The following is a 16,851-nucleotide window of genomic DNA, read 5'->3' as shown; positions in this document are numbered from 1 at the left end:
CTCCCGACTATCCGACCTTGGTCGCCGAGGCGACCGACACCGGGTTGACGATGGACAGCAGTTCGCTGGGCTCGACGGTGAAGCCCTGCCAGTCGGCGCGATGTGCCACGTAGAGGTTCTGGGTGTACAGGATGTTGTCGTACACCTGATCCCGGACGAGCTTCGCGGCCTCCCGCGCGATCGGGATCTGCTGCTGCTGGTCGAAGGTCACCCGCAACTTGTTGATCAACCCGGTCAGCTGCGGATCGTCCACGTGGCCGTAGTTGATCGACCCGTCCGGCAGGTAGGCCAGCGCCATGTTCGTCGCCGGGTCGTCCATGATGGCGAAGTTGCCCGCGTAGATGTCGTAGTCCCCCTTGTCCCGCATGGACAGGTAGGTGTTTCGTTCGACACCTTGCAGGTCGATCGTGATCCCAGCCTTTGCCGCGCCGTCCTTGACCAGCGTTGCCCACTGCGCGGTGACCGGATCCTGCAACGAGTAGATGAGCCGGAAGCGCAGCGGGAAGTTGCCCGCGGCGTCGGCCTGGTACCCGGCTGCGGTCAGCAGTTGGCGGGACAGGTCCGGGTTGTGCTCGTACTCCGTGATCGACTTGTCGTAGAAGTCCGACAGCACGGGCATCAGCTGGCTGGAACCGGTGGAGACGCCCTGGCCCTGCAGCACCACCCGGCGGATCGCCTCGTAGTCGACGGCGTGCGCGAGCGCGAGCCGGACGTCCTTCTTGGCGAGGTCGGGCCGGTCCATGTTGTAGGCCATTTGCGCGTAGCCGAGACCGGGAACCTCTTCGACCTTGATGCCGGAGGTGTTCTGCAGTTCCTTGACCTGGGCGGGCGGCAGCGTGTTCGCGATGACGTCCACGTCGCCGTTCTTCAGGGCGAGGATCTCCGTGTTGATGTCCGGGAATACCCGGTAGACGACCTTGGCCGCCTTCGGCTTGCCGCCGGGCACCAGCGGGTAGTTGTCGACCCGGTCCAGCGTGTAGCTCTGCCCGTGTTGGACGCTGGTGAGCTTGTACGGACCCGCGCTGACCCAGCCGCCGCCGCTGCCGTCGTTGGCGAACTTGGCGACCGAACCGGCCGGTTCGAACACGTGCTGCGGGACGATGTTGCCCCAGAAGCCGACCTCGGGGATGACCGAGGCGTCCGGCTGGCTGAGCTTCACCTCGACCCGGGTGTCGGACACCGCGGTGGCCGACGCGACGTTCGTCAGCTGGCCGTACAAGGTCCCGGACGGTGCGTCCCGCTTGACGGCGTTGATCGTGTAGGCGACGTCCCCCGCCGTCAGCGGTTTGCCGTCGGACCACTTCATGTCCGGTCGGATGTCGTAGTAGCCGGTGGTGGGATCGGTGTATCCCCAGCTCTGCGCCAGCTGCGGTTGCTTCTTGCCGTCCGCGCCGATGCTCAGCAGGTGCGGGTACATCAGGTTGGTGATCCAGTTGTCGCTGCGGCTGTTGCCGATCAGCGGGTTGTAGTTGACCACGTCGGTGGTGGTGGCGATCGTCAGCGTCGCGTCGGTGGCGGCCGGGCCGCCGGATTCCGGTCGGCTGGGCGCGCAGCCCGCGAGCAGTGCGCCCGCCAGCGCCGCCGCGGCGACGGCCGCTATCGGTAATCGGGGCATCAGACCCAGACCTCCTTGAGGACCCGCATCGTGTTGCCCCCGACGACCATGCGGATTTCGTCGTCGCTGTAGCCGTGCTTCACCAGCCAGCCGATGATGTTGTAGAAGCCCTCGGCCGGGTTCTCCAGACCGTCCACGTACGGCACCTTCTGGTAATCCACCGACCCGTGCGCCTGGCCGAGCGAGAGGTTGGCCGCGAAGGCGTCGTGCAGACCGACGTGGTCGCCGAACAGCGTGTCCGGCCCGAAGCTGACGTGCTCGATGCCCACCATTTCCACGCAGTAGGTGAAGTGGTCCATCACCGATTCGATGGAGTGCAGCGGGTGCTGCTTGGAAAGCGTGGTGTGCGGGGCCGCTTCGATGCCGATCACGCCACCGCGTTCGGCGCAGGCCTTGATGGTCTCGTCGTTCTTCATCCGGTTGGTCGGCCACACCGAACGGGCGCCCGCGTGCGTGATGAACACCGGCGTCTTGGACAGCTTGATCACGTCCAGTCCGGTGCGGTCGCCGGAGTGGGAGATGTCGATGGCGATGCCGAGCTTGTTCATCCGCTCCACAGCCCGGTCACCGAGGTAGGTCAGGCCGCCGTCGCCGCGTTCCTTCAGCCCGCTGCCGAGCAGGTTGGCCTCGGAGTAGGCGATGCCCATCTGCCGCACGCCGAAGCCGTACAGCACGTCCAGCCGGTCGATCTCGTTCTCGATCGGGGTCGCGGCCTCCAGCGCGAAGATGTGCGCGACGCGGCCGGTCTGCTGGGCGTGCTCGATGTCCGCGACGGTCTCGGCCTTGATCACGAAGTCCTGGTGCGCGAGGTCGGCCATCCGCACCCCGAGGTCGAACAGCACGTCCTGGTACTTCCAGCCCGCGTCGGAGCTGATGCAGCAGGTGCCGTCCATCCCGTTGTCGAACACCGCGGTCAGCCCGGAGCGGGACAGCCCCTCGTAGCCGGTGGGTTCGCGGCCCTGCTTGATGTGCTCGCGCAGCTGGCCCATGTCCTCCGGGAACACCTGGACGTGCTCGTGCAACGAGATGACGGTTTCCTCCCGCAGCAGGCGGCGGGTGCGCTCGGCCTGCTCGGTGGTGAGTTCCAGCCCGGCGTATTCGGGGACCCGGCCGAGCTGCTTGGCGTAGGCGAACTCGCGGTAGTCCTTGCCTGCTTCGAGGTATTCGTAGGCCGTGTAGCCGGTGTAGCGGGAAGCGGGTTCCAGCACGTGGCTCTCCTTCGGGGCTCTTGAGAACCGGTTTCTCGTTGCCGCGAGCCGACGTCTTCAACGGCCGTCGCGGTTGACTCAGTCCGGTGGGATGCCGCAAAGTGTCATCATTATTCGGCGCCGATGTCAACTGTCGCGTTGAATCAAGGCAGATATGGCGGTCAGATGAAACTTATCGGCAACATGAGTCATGTTGGATCGTGGCTGTGAACGCGCAGACGACCGGTCGTGACAACACCCCGACCCGAACCGCCCTCCGGGTCCGGGGCCTGTCGGTCTCCTTCACCGCGGATCGCGGCGTGGTGCCCGCGGTCCGCGGCGTCGACCTCGACGTCGACCGCGGCAAGCTCGTCGCGCTGCTGGGCGAGTCGGGCTCGGGCAAGTCGGTGACGGCCCGCGCCATCATGGGGCTGAGCGGCCCCGGCGCGCAGGTCGAGGCCGACGAGATCTCGTTGGGCGACACCGATCTTCACGGCCTCGGCGAACGACAGCTGCGCGAACTGCGCGGGCGGCGCATGAGCCTGGTGCTGCAGGACGCGCTGTCCGCGCTCAACCCGGTGCTGACCATCGGCGACCAGCTCGGCGAGCTGTTCCGCGTCCACGGCGGAGCTTCCCGGAAGGCCGCCGCGGCGCGCGCCGCCGACCTGCTCGGGCTGGTCGGGATTCCGGCCCCGCGACGCCGCGTCGACGACTATCCGCACCAGTTCTCCGGCGGCATGCGCCAGCGCATCCTGATCGCGATGGCCATCGCGCTCGAACCGGAGCTGCTCATCGCGGACGAACCCACGACCGCGCTCGACGTCACCGTGCAGGCCCAGATCCTCGACCTGCTGGGGCGCCTGCGCGAGCAGCTGGACATGGGTGTCCTGCTGATCACGCACGACCTCGGAGTGGTCACCGAGGTCGCCGACGAGTTGGCGGTGATGTACGCGGGCCGCATCGTCGAGCAGGGCGACGCAGACGCGGTGCTGAACCATCCGGCGCACCCCTACACCGAGGCGCTGCTGCACTCTGTTCCGCGGATCGAGCGCCGCGGTGAGGATCTGCTCACCATCCCCGGTGCGCCGCCGAACCCGACCCGGGTGCCGTCCGGCTGCCCGTTCCACCCGCGCTGCCACCGGGTCGTCGACCTGTGCCGGGACATCCGGCCGGACCTGGTGGCCATCGCAACCGCGCGGGCCACCGCGTGCCACCAGTCGGAGGTGATGCTCGATGAGTCTGCCGGTTGACCGGAAAACGGACGCGCCGGTCGCCGTGGGCGACCAGGACGTCGTCCTGCGGGCCGACGACCTCGCGCGCGGCTACTCCGTCGGCTCGTTCCCGCGCCGCAACCGGGTTTCCGCCGTCGACGGCGTCAGCCTGGGGCTGCGACGCGGTGAAGTGCTCGGCATCGTCGGCGAATCCGGCTGCGGCAAGTCGACCCTGGCGCGAATGCTCGTCGGCCTCGAACGTCCCGACCGCGGCCGACTGGTCTACCGCGGCGATGATGTGACGGCCGGTCGGCGCCGCGATCGCCAGCGGCTGCGCGACGGAGTGCAGATGATCTTCCAGGACCCGTACGCGTCATTGGATCCCCGGATGACCGTGCTGGACATCATCGCCGAACCGCTGGCCGCCACCGGCTCGGGCACCCGCGCCGAACGCCGCGATCGGGTCGCCGAACTGCTCGGCCTGGTCGGACTCTCCACCGAGATGATGAGCCGGTTCCCGCACCAATTCTCCGGCGGCCAGCGGCAGCGCATCGGGATCGCGCGCGCCCTCGCGCTGCACCCGGATGTGCTGGTCTGCGACGAGCCGGTGTCCGCGCTGGACGTCTCGGTGCAGGCCCAGGTCATCAACCTGCTCAGCGACCTGCAACGCCGGTTGGGCGTCACCATCGTCTTCATCGCCCACGACCTGTCGGTGGTCCGGCACATCGCCGACCGCGTCGCCGTCATGTACCTCGGACGCATCGCCGAAATCGGCGACACCGACACGATCTACAACTCACCCGCACATCCCTACACGCAAGCCCTGCTGTCGGCCGCACCACCGTCGGAAAGATCCAACCGGGGCCGCCTCGCGGACCGCCGGATCCTCGCGGGCGAACCACCCTCCCCCGTCAACCCACCAAGCGGCTGCCGCTTCAACCCGCGCTGCTGGATGTCCCAGGACATTTGCCACCACAACACCCCGCTGCTGCGCGAGATCGACACCAACCGCCACACCGCCTGCCACTTCGCAGAAGAGGCACTGCGCCGGGCCTGAACACCCACGGGACGGCCGAATCAGCGCAACCGGTCGCGATTTGTTCGGCCAAGGTACGCCCGAGCAAGGCGCGCCGGAGCGCGGCCGCGATCTCATGGGCTCACCTGGACGGGTCATGGGTGAAGGGCACCTTTGACCGGCATAGTCGGTCAAAGGTGCCCTTCACTCGGAAAAATCAGTCGCTCACCGGCCGGTTACAGCCATGGGGAGGTTACGTCGACGGCGATTAGGGCGGATCTGCCGCTGTCGACTTCCTTCAGGGCTTGGACCAGTGCTGGTTGTAGGCGGTCTCGTTGTTGTACGTGTTCGCCGTGGGCGCCGCAGGCTTGGGCGACCGCCGTGAAGTCGGGTAGGTCCGGTAGGCGGGTGCCGACTACCTCGGCGTTCCTGCTGGACTCGCCCTCCGGGAACAGCGCGAACACCGGGCGTCGGCTCGCCGCGTAGCCGCCGTTTCGCAGCACCACCGTCAGGAACGGGGTGTTCTGCTGGCGCGCGACCCACAATCCGGCCAACGGCTCGGAGAACATGAAGCTGCCGTCGCCCACCACCGTGACGACCCGGCGCTCCGGCGAAGCCAGCCGAACCCCGATCGCCGCGCCAAGCGCCCAGCCGAGTCCGGAACCGCCCGACTGGAACAGCGTGCCGGGTGCGGTCCGGCGCAGTTCTGCCCGGAGCACTTCCATGTTCGTGGTGGCTTCCTCGATCAGGATGTCCTCTTCGGACAGCAGACCGTCGAGCACGCGGGCCACGTCCGCGGGCGCGATCCCGGCATCGGTGCTGGGAGGTTGCACGGCCGCGGCGCGCGTCCACCACGCCGTGTCGGGTCGCCGGGCACCGCGCTCGCGCAGCTTCGCGGTGAGTTGGCGCAGCCCGACCAGCGGATCCGCCACGATCGGCACGTCCACCGGGAACGACCAGCCCGGCACGGAGGCGCGAACCGGATCGTGGTCGATGAGCACGATCGACGCATCGGCTGCCGGTTGGGCGCGCTGCGGGATCCACGGGACGTCGCTGTCCACGACCAGCACCGCGTCGGCCTGGCGCAACAACTCCTGGGCCGCGCGGGGATCCGTCACGTAGAGCGGGTGGGTCGATGGGAAGTTGACCCGTTCGCGGCGGTCGATGACGGGGGCGCCCAGCAGTTCGGCGAGGCCGACGAGTTCGGCGACCGCCTCCGGCTGCCGCCCGACGCGGGTGGTGGTGATCAGCGGCCGGGCGCTGCGGGCGAGCACCTCGGCGGCCTGTTCCAGTGCGTCGGGGTGCGGCGCGGGTGGCGCCGGAGGCCGGTGCCGGGCGACCACCGGACGCTGGATCGGCGCCGTCACCGGCTGCATCAGGACCTCGCGGGCCGCGGTCAGGTAGACCGGCCCGCCGGGGGCGGCCCCAGCGATCTGGAAGGCCCTGGACAGCTGTTGCGCGAGCGTCTCCGGACCGGCCAGGTCTGCCGTCCAGCGCACGTAGGAGCGAACGATCCCGGGCTGATCCGGCACGTCCTGCTGCCAGTGGACGGGTGTGTCGCGCCCGCCCGGCTCTTCCCCGTACGCGCTGCGCGGCGTCCGCCCGGCGATGATCACCACACCGGCGTCGGCGCGAAAAGCGTTGTGCACCATCGCGCCGAGGTTCTGCGTGCCGACGTCGACGTGCACCATGACGACCTGGGGTCGTCCGGTCACCGCGAAGTAGGCGTGCGCGGCGGCCAGCGCCAACGCCTCGTGCGGGCAGAGCACCACCCTCGGCACCGCCACGCCGTCCGCGGCGAGCCGGGCGAAGGCCTCCTGGACCGGAGCGGTGTCGGTGCCGGGGTTGAGGAACAGCACCTCCACCCCGTGCTCGACCAGTGTCAGCACCAGCAGTTCAGCCGTGGTGCGCGGCTCGGTGGCCGGGGTCATCCGGCGGCCTCTTCCATCTCGATGAAGTCCTTGGTGATCTGCTTCTCGATCTCGAAAAGCCGATCGTCTTCGGGAGTTCTCGGATACGGGATGTCGATCGCGATGTCCATGTGCACCGTGCACGGGCGCGCGGTGACGACGAGCATCCGGGTCGACAGGAACACCGCTTCGCGGATGTTGTGCGTCACGAACAGCACGGTACGCCCGGTGGCCCGCCAGATGCGGGTGAATTCCTGGCGCAACTTGCGCGCGGTGATCTCGTCCAGCGCCGAGAACGGTTCGTCGGCCAGCAGCAGGTCGGGCTCGATCGCCAGGCCCCTGGCCAGCGCCACCCGCTGCTGCATGCCGCCGGAGAGCCGCAGCGGGTAGTAATCGCCGAACTCCCCCAACCCGACCAGGTCGAGGTAGTGCTGCACCCGCTTGTCCGCTTCCTCCCTGGGGACGCCCAGTTCGTCCAGCGGCAGTCGGACGTTCTCGCGCACCGATCGCCACGGCAGCAGTCGCGGCTCCTGGAAGACGACGCCGATGCGGACCTCGGAGCGGGATTTCATGCTCACGACGTGCCCGTTGATCACGATCTTGCCGGACGTGACGTCGTCCAGACCGTTGATCATGTTGAGCAGCGTGGACTTCCCGCATCCCGACGGCCCGAGGATGGACAGCAGTGATCCGTGGTCGACGGCGACCTTGAGTCCGTCGATCACCGTCAGCGGCGCCTCGCCGCGGCGGTCGAACTGCTTGCGCACGTTGTCGATCAGTAGATATGGCTCGGCCATGTGTGACGACTCCTTGAGTGTCTTGCAAGCGGCGGCAGCCGCTTATGGTGTGGGACTCAGCTCGCACCGCCGCGGGTTCTCAGACGTCGCCTCGCGAGGACAGCCCCGACAGAGCAATAACACTGCGAATTGGACGTACATGATGTCGGGGATCCCGGAGCCGAGGCGGCTGCTGAGGTTCCGCCACCTGCACCGCTACGCAAACCACTTCTGAAACAGTTCTAGTTCTGCATCGTCGGGCGCCAGCGGGTGAGCCAGTGCTCTGTGGGCTTGAGGATCAGGAATTCGATGAGCAGCAGGACGATCGTGAACAACGCCGTCCAGGCCAGCACCTGCGTCATGTTGAACAGCCCGTACCAGTAGTTGAGCTGGAACCCGACACCGCTGGACAGGCCGATCAGTTCGACGACGGTGGCGATCTTCCAGGACAGTCCGAGCGCGTAGCGCAGCGCCGCCAGCAGGTACGGGATCACCTGCGGGACGACGAGCTTGCGCAGGATCGAGGCGCGCGAGAAGTGGAACGCCTGCCCCATCCGGACCAGCGAGAAGTCGATCGCCTTGACGCCCTGCCACATGTTGATCGCGACCGCTGGCACCGCGGTGACCCCGATCGCGACGATGGCCGCGAAGTCGTTGAGCCCGAACCAGAGGATCGCCAGGATGCCGTACACCACCGAGGGAACGGTGAACGCGACGAGGATCCAGGAATCGAGGAACTGCTCGCCGAACTTCGACAATCCCATGCCCAAGCCGAGGATCAGCCCGAGCACCACGGCGATCAGCATGCCCAGCACGACTCGGTACACGGTCGTCCAGAGGTGGAAGTAGGTCTCGGAGTCGCCCAGGTTCTCGATCATGGCTCCGAGGACACGCACCGGACCGGGCAACACGCTGTCGTCGAAGAACAGCGAGGCGATGAACCACACCACCACCAGCGACGCCAGCGACAGCGTCCGCAGCCAGACGCCCCGCCAGCTGCGCCCGGGAGTCGGCGCGACGTAGGCGTCGCCCGCGCCGGGCGCGACCGAAGAGGCGTCGGCACCCGGTGCCGCCAGCGCGGCGCCGCGCTCGTCCTGACCACTGTGGACTGTGCTCATTGTGCTGTCCTCAGATCGACTCGGAACAGCCCGTCGGGGACTGCTCGCACGAACTTGTCCGGACCGAGCACTGGGATCAGCTGATTGATGAGCGAGGCCTCGGCATCGGCTTGTTCCTGGTTCCAGTCCGGGATGTAGCGCGAGGCGACCCGCTCCCGCAGCGTTGCTGGGGCCCGTGGATCGGTCAGCTTGATGTCGGCCGCGTAATCGGACCAGACCTTGTCGTCGTGCTGGATGAACGCGACCGTGTCGTCCAAAGCGGCGCTGAAGGCGTTGAGGACGCCGCAGTGCTTCTCGGCGTACTCGTCGGTGGTGGCTGCCAGCACGTGGCCCGGCAACTTGCCGAACTTCTCCTGGTAGTCCTGGGAAATGTCGCTGAGCGTGCGGTACTTGCCCGACAGCAGCGCCTGCACGGTCGCCGTGGTGCCGATCAACGCGGCGTCGATGTTGCCCTGGTCGAGCAGGCCGAGCATCGCCGCGTCCGGGCCTTCGATGAGCTGGACGTCCTTTTCGAGGTTGTCGATGCCGTACTTCTCCTTCGCCACGATCGAGGCGATCGCGAAGGTGGCACTGGTCCGGCCGCCGAAAATGCCCAGCTTTTTACCGCGCAGGTCGGAAAGGCTGTGGACGTTGGAATCGTTGCGGGTCACGATCACATTGGACGGACTGGTGAGCACGTCGAAGATCATCGTGTCGCGGCCCTGCTGGCGCGCGGTGGCCATCGCCGTGAGCCCGCCGAAGCCGACGTCCACGGTCTGCTGTCCGATCGCGGCGTGCAGCGCGGACGGGTTCTGGAACTCGCTGAGCTCCAGATTGAGGTTGTGCTTCTTGTCGAAGCCCTGCTCCTGCATGACGAACGTGACCATGTCCTGCGCGCCGGGGTTGACACCGAGCTTCAGGGCCTGCGGTTGGGCGAGCGGACCGCAGCCGATGGCCGCGTCGGAGCCGGGATCTCCGCCGCACGCGACCAATCCAAGACTCACCACACCCAGCAACGCCAGGTATCTTCGCAACAGTTTCGAACACTTCATTGTGATCTCCTCTCGCGCTTGCGCGAGTCCATCCCGAAAGGCCGCCGGGGACGCGGCTTCGGCTAGCAGCCCTGGTGAATCAGCGGCGCGCACCACCCGGGGACGCGCTTGCGGAATCCGGCTGCCGGAAAATATCGGTCGCGGCTTCGTAGATCGAAGTCAGCGATTCGTGCAAGATCGCCTGCCGCTCTTCGGGGACGGCTTGCAGCAGTCGCTGACCGACTTCGGCCAGCGCCGCGTCCGCCGCTTCCTTCGCCGAGCGCCCCTCCGGGGTGAGGCTCAGCAGCAGCGATCGCCTGCTCCTCGGGTTCTCCTGCCGATTGAGGAGACCGCGCCGAACGAGGACCTCGACGCTCTCCGACACGGTCGGGACGGTGAGGTTGCCGAAGGCGGCCAGCGCCGCCATGGCGCTGTGCCCTTGGTCGATTCGGCGCAGCATCCGGTGCTGGCGGAAGGTCAGCGGGGTGGCCAGCTGGCCGAGCACCTGCCCGTACAGGCGGGTCAGACGCGCCGAGATCGAGACGAGAAGCACGTCGAGGTCTTCTCGCTCGTCATCCGAGACACGGCTCATCCGGTTGGCCCAATCTTTCACAGGGTCCCTAACAGTTCGGTCCCCATAGTGTCTATGTGACTTCGCACGGTCAAGAGGTGCGCGGGTTTCGTTTCGGCGCACCTGTGCACTGAATCGCTACGGACCGCCGCGCATCGCCACGGCCGACACCTCCGAGGTCGCACCTGCGGCGCGCAGCACCGCAGAAATGTCCTATCTGGACATTGATCGACTACTTCGTCGACGGACGCGGCGTCGTCAGCTGGGCAGCGCGATGCGCAGGTGCACCATGCCGCGCAGGTCCAGCCAGGCGGCGTCCGGGCCGCGAACGAACCGCAACAACACCTCGTCGCAGCCGGGGCAGCGGGCCACCAGGCCCGGTGCCCGGCCGTAGACCCGCAGCGTCGCCACCGGTCCGGTCCGCCCGCAGCCGCCGCACCGGGCGTCCGCGGTCGTGATGTCCGCGGCGAAGATCTCGGCCAGCGGGCCCGCGAGCGCGTTGCCATCGAGATACTGCTGGTCCATCTCAGCCTCCGGTCGGGCCGAATCGTTCGGTCTTCACCCGCCTCGGGTCGTGGCCGAGCGCGACGAGGATGTCCGCGACGGTCTCCACGAATCCCGTTGACCCGCACACGAAGGAGCTCGGTTCGAACTCCGGCGGCCAACCACCGCTGTTGATGTCCGCGATACCGATCCGGTGCGGCTGCCGCGGCCAGTCGTCCGGGGCGGCGCGGGTGTAGACGTGGCTGACGTCGACGCCCGCGTCGCCCTGGATGGTCGACCGTCCCAATTCGTCGGCGTAGTAGCGTTCCGCCGGGGTGCGCACGGAATAGATCAACCGGAACGGCACCCGACTGCCAGCCGCCCGGCGGGCTCGCACCATCGCCATCAGCGGCACGATGCCCGACCCGCCCGCCACCAGCAACACGGGCCGCGAGTCGGTCGGCCGCCACACGAACCAACCGCCGACCGGCCCGCGGACCTCGATCGGATCACCCGGCGCGAGCACCCCGGTCAGGTACGGCGACACCTCGCCATCCGGCACCCGCTGCACCGTCAACCGCAGCCGGTCGCCGTCGGCTGGCGCGGCCAGCGAATAGCTTCGTTGCGCCTGGTAGCCGTCCTCAGCGCGAAGTCCGCCGCACTGGCCACGTCGGCCAGCAGGGTGTCCAGCGAGACGCCCTGCCAGGTGGTGCCGAACTTGGACCACCTCGTCACGCAGTGGATGTCCACCATGACCGTCTCCACCGGCAACGCCAGCAGGCCCGACCAAGTCCAGCGGTACGTCGCCCCGGTCTCCGTGGTGACGGTGAATTCCCAGTCCTCCGGCACGATCCGCGGGGTCGGCCCGGCGGACAGCACCGGGAAGTCCTCGGTCAGGTACTGGCCGGGCGGCAGCTCCACGGCGGGTCGTCCCCGGCCGTGGAACCCGGGCGACACGATCCCCATGTGCCACTCCTCTCCCGCCGGAAACAGCATTCCCGCTGGTCAACTCGGCAGCCAGCCGCACGGACAGGGTAGGTGGCCGGCTCGGTCGTCGCCTGGTCAAGACAACGTCGGCCAGGTGGCAAAGGTGCAGGTCACCAGTGGCTGCGCGGATAAACTGGGGGCAGGTGGACCGTCGACGTCACGGCTGGGTCGTCTGGCGCCGGTTGAAGTCGATGGGAGGTTGAGATGAGCGACGACAACGACCGAATCGATGGCGTGGACACCGATTCGGGCCTGCTGGAGCCGGAGGAAAGCCTCGACGACCGGGGCGTCGACGATGTGCTGGACGAGGGCTACTCCCCGCCGGAACGCCCGTGGGCGGTGTCCGATTGGGGACTGACGGCCCGCGAGGCGGCCGGGCATGAAAGCCTCGACGGTCGGTTGGCGCGCGAACTGCCCGATGCCGGATACCTCGACGAGGGCGACGACATCGGCGATACCTCGGACACCGACGGCGAACCCTACGACGAAGAAGTCGGGATCGCCCGTGCCGGACGACTCGCCTCGGACCCCGATACGGACGAGGAATACCCCTACCTGTACGCGAGCGACGTGGGCATCGACGGTTCGGCGGCGACCGCGGAAGAAGCCGCTGTGCACCTCATTCCGGAAACCCCGTATCGCTCGGATCAGGAGTGAAGCCGCTCGGCTGCCGGAGTCGCGCCGCCAGTTCGGTCAGGTCGGCGATCTCCACGGCGGGCTTCGGGCTCCCCGATTCTGGGGCATGACCGGGCCGCCGCAGGCGTACTACCGGCACGCCCGCGCGCAGCGCACCGGCGACGTCGCGGCCGGAAGTCGCCACGTGGACCAGTGATCCGGCGAGCCGCGCGGCCTCGGTGTAGATGCGGCGGCCGGGTTTGTAGGTCTGCAACCGCTGCGACGTGAAGACCAGATCCGGACTCACCAGCGGCACCGCGCGGGTCCGCGCGGCGATATCATCGTCCACATTGGACAGAATGCCGAGCCGGTAGCGCTTTGCGAGTGCGGCCAGACTGGTCTGCACATCCGGCCACAGTGGCCAGTTCCCGACCGAATCGAGCAGCACTTCGGCGTCAGCGGCCGGGTCGCCCGCCAGGTCGAGTTGGCGGTAGGTGGCCGCCAGCGCTTCGCCGGAGAGCTCCCGAAAAGGGCGCCACCGCGCGCAATCGCGCTGCGCCGCCTTGTTGAGCGCGTCCCACCGGTCGTAGACGTCCACACCCGCCACCGCCCAGCCGTGCCGCGCGGCCAGCTGCTCGAACTGCGCGCTCCCCCCGCTCCGCGAGTCGGTCAGCGCGCTGAACAGGTCGAACGTCACCACTGCCCGGCGATCAATCACGGCACCTCCGCTGTCGACACGTTGACGAACACCAGCCACACCCTCGACCAACCCGAGCCCAGTTGGCAACAACCCACCCCCGACCCCGTTCAAGGTGAGGGGCACCTGTGACCCAGTAAGTTGGTCACGGGTGCCCCTCACCCCGTCCCGTCACCTCGTCGTGCGCGGCTCGGTTGCGCACTGGTGAATGCGATTTGGGATCAGTTGGTGTTGTGGTCGCGGACGTAGTTGATCAGGCCGACGACGTCCTCCGGCACGAGGCGGCCGATCGCGCCGCTGGAGTAGACGCTCACCAGGATCCGGCCCTGCGGATCGAGGACGAATCCGGTGGACTGCAGGTACTCCGGGTCGGGGTTGACGAACGCCCCGGTCGCCTCGGCCACGGCGTGCGGGTCGGCGCTGTGGCCCACCGGGAACTCCAGTCGCAGCTTGCTGACCAGCTCCTTGGTGGTCGCCTCGTCGTCGACGGAGAGCGCGAAAACCAACGCATTGGCAGCGGCCAGGCTTTCCTGCGCGCGCTGGAAGGCGCGCAGCTGCGCTTTGCAGTAGGGGCACCAGGAACCGCGGTAGAACAGCACCACCCCGAAGTGCCCGGCCAAAGCGTCGGGCAGGACCACCTGGTCGCCACCGGCCACCTGCGCGGTCAGCTCCGGGAATCGGGCCCCGGGTTCGAGCAGAGTCATGACCTGTCTCCTGTCGTTCTGTTCCTCTGGTTAGTGGCGCCGACGGCCGGGGTCTTACCGCCGTGGACCGAGCAAATTTCGGCCGCGCTCACCGCGCCTTCGAAAGCGGCGGTACCCAGCGCGTATGGTCGCGTTGTGCATCGAAGGCATGCCGCCCGGAGCCGAACCACGTTGATCGGGGCGCTCATCGGCGAACACCTCGGGGGAGCTCGCCCGGAAGGTGCGGACGATGCCCGCACGCGGTGACGAATCGCGGCCCGCGACGCCCGGCGACGCCGAGCCGTCCGGGCGGGTCGCGACGGCTCTCGACCCGGAGTCCGCCGCGTGGATCCGCACCCTGACCTCCGGCGGCGCGGAATACGAACACGCCTGCGACCGGCTGCACGCCCTGCTGCTGCGGGTCGCGCAGGGCGAGGTCCGGCGCCGTGGTCCCCAGCTGCACATCACCGGCCCCGAACTCGACGACATCGCCCACCAGGCCGCCGCGGACGCGCTGATGTCGATCACCCGGAAGATCGACCAGTTCCGCGGCGAGAGCCGGTTCACCACCTGGGCGTTCAAGTTCGCGATCCTGGAGGTTTCCAGCAAACTCGGCAGGCACTTCTGGCGGACCCGCGACGCGCCGCTGGACGCCGAGGACTGGGACAGGCTTCCCGACCGGTTCGGCATCGGGCCCCACGAGGCGGCGGCAGCCCGCGACCTGCTCGCCGGACTGCGCCAGGCCGTCGACGAGGTGCTCACCGATCACCAGCGCCGGATCTTCGTCGCGATCGTGCTCGGCGGCGTGCCGCTCGACGCACTCGTGGCCGAGTTGGGCACCAACCGCAATGCCGTGTACAAGACGATGTTCGACGCACGGCGCAAACTCCGGTCGCGTCTCGTCGCAGCCGGATACGTGGACCACGACACGGCGAGGCGCTCATGAACAGCTGGCCGATGCTGGACCGCTTCCTGGAGACGGACCCGCGCGACGTCGGATGCGAACAGGCCATGGAAATCCTGCACGTCTACGTGGACCTGACGTTGCAGGGCGAAGCCCCCGAGGAGCGCTACCCCGGCATGCTCGCGCACCTGCGGGCCTGCGGCCCCTGCGCCGAAGACTTCGAAGGACTGCTGAACGCGGTCAGCCACAACGACTTCACCTGAGTGCCCGTCTTCGAGTTTTTGGTGCCGCAAAGAACAAGATCAAGGGCGGCTTTCGGATTCGCGGGGAGCGGAAATGAGTTGCCCGGTGATCGGTGTTTGCGGCACCTTGCGTAGCGTCGAACCGCCACCTCACGGGAGCCGCCATGCCTTTGCCAGACACCGTTCGTCGGCTGCCGCTGGATGACCTGTCCGCGCTCGCGGAGCTGATCGGCGACGCGCAGGTGGTGGCGATCGGCGAGAACAACCACCACATCCGCGAGTTCAACCTGCTGCGCGACCGGATCCTGCGCTTCCTGGTCACCGAACTGGACTTCGGGGTGCTCGCGTTCGAATCGGGCTTCGCCGAAGGGCAGTTGGTCGACGACTGGATTCGCGGCGGCCCCGGCGAGGTCGAGGCGGTGGCGCGGGACGGGTTCACCTTCCGCATCGGCGACTCCACCGAGATGCACGACATGCTCGGCTGGTTGCGCGCGCACAACGCGGCTGGCGGTCGGGTGCGCTTCGCCGGGCTGGACGTGCCGGGTTCGGGTGGCTCGGGGTTGCCCGCGCTGCGCCGGGTTCGCGACTACCTCGCCGCGCACGCCCCCGGCCAGGTGCACCTGGCCGACGCGGCGATGGAGGCGACGCAGCCCTACGTCGCGGCCAACAACGGTGCGGCTCCCGCCCGGTACGCCACGCTGAGCACCTCGGATCGCGACGCCGCCACCGCCGCGCTGACCAGGTTGCTGCTGCGACTGGACGCCCTGCGGCCCGGCCCCCACCAAGATCACCTGATCGCTCGGCACCACGCACTCGGCGCGCTGCGCCTCGACGAGCAGTTGCGCGAGCTCACCGAGCTGGGCGGACCGAACCCGCCCCCGCTGCTGCCGTCGTCCCGGGACGTCTACCAGGCCGAGACCGTGCGGCTGCTGCGCGAGCTGTCCGGACCGCGGGAACGGATCGTGCTGATGCAGCACAACGGCCACGTGCAGCGCGTGCCGATGGAGCTGGTGCCGGGCGTCAAGTTCCCCTCCGCTGGCAGTTATCTCGCCGCCGACCTCGGCGCGGACTACTTCGTCCTGGGCGTCACCGCGCGTACCGGCAGCACCACCGGCGGGCGGCTGGACGAACGAGCCAGGCTGGGCATCGAGGTCGTGACGCGACCGCTGGACCCGCCCGCCGAGAACGGCGTGGAGCGGGCCGTCGCGGAACTCGTGCCGGACGACGAGGCGGTGCTGCTGGACCTGCGGCCCGCACGCGGCCACCCCGGTCCCTCGGCCATCCGGCACGCCTACACCAACACACCGGTGGACGTGCTGACCGCCTTCGACGGACTCGCCTGCCTACCGACGATGAGCCCGAGCTCCTTCGTCCAGCCGTGAGCCCGCTCGCTCACCGACTCGGTAGCGGGTGTTCCTCGACGAGGGGTTCGGGGGCCGACAGGCGCCAGGCTTCGTAAACCAGCTCGGTGAGTTCATCGGCGTCGATCTTCGGCAGGTGCACCACCACCCAACCGAAGCCACCAGCAGTGAACTGCACCTCGAACACGTCCGGCCGCTCGGAGACCAACGCGATCTGCTCGGACAGCGTCTGCTTCAGGCCGACCGTCTCGGTCCTCGGCCAGTAGTAGCCGAACCGCTTGCCGCACACGCTGAAGGACGTGTAGTCCCGCCCCTCCGCCTCCTCGACCTCGGCGAGCCTGTCCACCATCCGCAAGAACTGACCGCTGGGCACACCCATGCGGGCAATTCTGGCGCACCCCACCGACAGCGCGGCTCGGGTCAGCTCTCCGGGTGCAGGATCAGGCACGTGCTGGCGGCGAGTTCG

General features: G+C 68.3%; 19 protein-coding genes. 6 read left to right on the top strand and 13 right to left on the bottom strand.

Annotation, left to right across the window (positions count from 1 at the left end):
- Positions 1 to 7: 7 nt before the first annotated feature.
- Positions 8 to 1,615 (bottom strand): ABC transporter substrate-binding protein, encoded by a 1,608-nt coding sequence (locus ACTWQN_RS32280; RefSeq protein WP_443207414.1) that lies wholly within the window; start codon positions 1,613 to 1,615, stop codon positions 8 to 10.
- Entirely contained in the window at positions 1,615 to 2,823 is a 1,209-nt protein-coding gene (locus ACTWQN_RS32275; protein WP_443207413.1) for a dipeptidase, read from the bottom strand. Before ACTWQN_RS32275 ends, ACTWQN_RS32280 begins: the two co-directional genes overlap by 1 nt.
- 206 nt (positions 2,824 to 3,029) lie before the next feature.
- Here ACTWQN_RS32275 and ACTWQN_RS32270 point away from each other — a divergent pair, with 206 nt between their 5' ends.
- Together ACTWQN_RS32270 and ACTWQN_RS32265 are read left to right on the top strand one after the other, a co-directional pair.
- Positions 3,030 to 4,052 (top strand): ABC transporter ATP-binding protein, encoded by a 1,023-nt coding sequence (locus tag ACTWQN_RS32270; protein WP_443207412.1) that lies wholly within the window; start codon positions 3,030 to 3,032, stop codon positions 4,050 to 4,052.
- Positions 4,036 to 5,070, top strand: a complete 1,035-nt coding sequence (locus tag ACTWQN_RS32265; RefSeq protein WP_443207411.1) for an ABC transporter ATP-binding protein — start codon at positions 4,036 to 4,038, stop codon at positions 5,068 to 5,070. The genes ACTWQN_RS32270 and ACTWQN_RS32265 overlap by 17 nt, the downstream gene beginning before the upstream one ends.
- Positions 5,071 to 5,264: 194 nt before the next feature.
- On the opposite strand, the gene ACTWQN_RS32260 is transcribed toward ACTWQN_RS32265, so the two are convergent.
- The 8 genes from ACTWQN_RS32260 to ACTWQN_RS32225 all read right to left on the bottom strand — a co-directional run bounded on the left by ACTWQN_RS32260 (position 5,265) and on the right by ACTWQN_RS32225 (position 11,862).
- Positions 5,265 to 6,959 carry a thiamine pyrophosphate-requiring protein gene (locus ACTWQN_RS32260; RefSeq protein ID WP_443207410.1) on the bottom strand — a complete coding sequence of 565 codons (1,695 nt, stop codon included), beginning with the start codon at positions 6,957 to 6,959 and terminating at the stop codon, positions 5,265 to 5,267.
- Positions 6,956 to 7,735, bottom strand: a complete 780-nt coding sequence (locus tag ACTWQN_RS32255) for an ABC transporter ATP-binding protein (protein ID WP_443207409.1) — start codon at positions 7,733 to 7,735, stop codon at positions 6,956 to 6,958. Before ACTWQN_RS32255 ends, ACTWQN_RS32260 begins: the two co-directional genes overlap by 4 nt.
- Before the next feature lie 221 nt (positions 7,736 to 7,956).
- Positions 7,957 to 8,832, bottom strand: coding sequence for an ABC transporter permease (locus ACTWQN_RS32250; RefSeq protein ID WP_443207408.1), 876 nt, complete (start codon positions 8,830 to 8,832; stop codon positions 7,957 to 7,959).
- Complete coding sequence (locus ACTWQN_RS32245; protein ID WP_443207407.1) at positions 8,829 to 9,863, bottom strand: ABC transporter substrate-binding protein; 1,035 nt, start codon at positions 9,861 to 9,863, stop codon at positions 8,829 to 8,831. Before ACTWQN_RS32245 ends, ACTWQN_RS32250 begins: the two co-directional genes overlap by 4 nt.
- A 79-nt stretch (positions 9,864 to 9,942) precedes the next feature.
- Positions 9,943 to 10,434 (bottom strand): MarR family winged helix-turn-helix transcriptional regulator, encoded by a 492-nt coding sequence (locus ACTWQN_RS32240; RefSeq protein ID WP_443207406.1) that lies wholly within the window; start codon positions 10,432 to 10,434, stop codon positions 9,943 to 9,945.
- Positions 10,435 to 10,671: 237 nt separating this feature from the next.
- Entirely contained in the window at positions 10,672 to 10,938 is a 267-nt protein-coding gene (locus tag ACTWQN_RS32235; protein WP_443207405.1) for a DUF6510 family protein, read from the bottom strand.
- A 1-nt stretch (position 10,939) separates the two neighbouring features.
- Entirely contained in the window at positions 10,940 to 11,479 is a 540-nt protein-coding gene (locus ACTWQN_RS32230) for a ferredoxin reductase domain-containing protein (RefSeq protein ID WP_443207498.1), read from the bottom strand.
- Positions 11,470 to 11,862 carry a molybdopterin-dependent oxidoreductase gene (locus ACTWQN_RS32225; protein ID WP_443207404.1) on the bottom strand — a complete coding sequence of 131 codons (393 nt, stop codon included), beginning with the start codon at positions 11,860 to 11,862 and terminating at the stop codon, positions 11,470 to 11,472. Before ACTWQN_RS32225 ends, ACTWQN_RS32230 begins: the two co-directional genes overlap by 10 nt.
- 225 nt (positions 11,863 to 12,087) lie before the next feature.
- Between ACTWQN_RS32225 and ACTWQN_RS32220 the strand changes: the two genes are divergently transcribed.
- Positions 12,088 to 12,540, top strand: a complete 453-nt coding sequence (locus ACTWQN_RS32220; RefSeq protein WP_443207403.1) for a DUF5709 domain-containing protein — start codon at positions 12,088 to 12,090, stop codon at positions 12,538 to 12,540.
- Here the strand turns inward: ACTWQN_RS32220 and ACTWQN_RS32215 are convergent.
- Entirely contained in the window at positions 12,503 to 13,216 is a 714-nt protein-coding gene (locus tag ACTWQN_RS32215; RefSeq protein WP_443207402.1) for an HAD family hydrolase, read from the bottom strand. The two genes, ACTWQN_RS32220 and ACTWQN_RS32215, sit on opposite strands and share 38 nt — an antisense overlap.
- A gap of 200 nt (positions 13,217 to 13,416) precedes the next feature.
- On the bottom strand, positions 13,417 to 13,899 hold the full coding sequence (locus ACTWQN_RS32210) for a peroxiredoxin family protein (RefSeq protein ID WP_443207401.1): 483 nt from the start codon (positions 13,897 to 13,899) through the stop codon (positions 13,417 to 13,419).
- Positions 13,900 to 14,128: 229 nt separating this feature from the next.
- Between ACTWQN_RS32210 and ACTWQN_RS32205 the strand changes: the two genes are divergently transcribed.
- The 3 genes from ACTWQN_RS32205 to ACTWQN_RS32195 all read left to right on the top strand — a co-directional run bounded on the left by ACTWQN_RS32205 (position 14,129) and on the right by ACTWQN_RS32195 (position 16,406).
- Complete coding sequence (locus ACTWQN_RS32205) at positions 14,129 to 14,824, top strand: RNA polymerase sigma factor (protein WP_443207400.1); 696 nt, start codon at positions 14,129 to 14,131, stop codon at positions 14,822 to 14,824.
- A complete protein-coding gene (locus ACTWQN_RS32200) occupies positions 14,821 to 15,045 on the top strand; it encodes an anti-sigma factor (RefSeq protein ID WP_443207399.1) in 225 nt (74 codons plus the stop codon). Before ACTWQN_RS32205 ends, ACTWQN_RS32200 begins: the two co-directional genes overlap by 4 nt.
- Positions 15,046 to 15,188: 143 nt before the next feature.
- On the top strand, positions 15,189 to 16,406 hold the full coding sequence (locus ACTWQN_RS32195; RefSeq protein WP_443207398.1) for an erythromycin esterase family protein: 1,218 nt from the start codon (positions 15,189 to 15,191) through the stop codon (positions 16,404 to 16,406).
- A 10-nt stretch (positions 16,407 to 16,416) separates the two neighbouring features.
- Here ACTWQN_RS32195 and ACTWQN_RS32190 read toward each other — a convergent pair whose 3' ends face one another.
- Positions 16,417 to 16,764 carry an MmcQ/YjbR family DNA-binding protein gene (locus ACTWQN_RS32190; RefSeq protein ID WP_443207497.1) on the bottom strand — a complete coding sequence of 116 codons (348 nt, stop codon included), beginning with the start codon at positions 16,762 to 16,764 and terminating at the stop codon, positions 16,417 to 16,419.
- Positions 16,765 to 16,851: the final 87 nt, after the last annotated feature.

Origin of the sequence: Saccharopolyspora antiqui (assembly GCF_052246905.1) — a bacterium.
GTDB lineage: Bacteria > Actinomycetota > Actinomycetes > Mycobacteriales > Pseudonocardiaceae > Saccharopolyspora.
The sequence above is the reverse complement of the archived record's forward strand: the minus strand, read 5'-3'. Positions and strand labels throughout refer to the sequence as shown.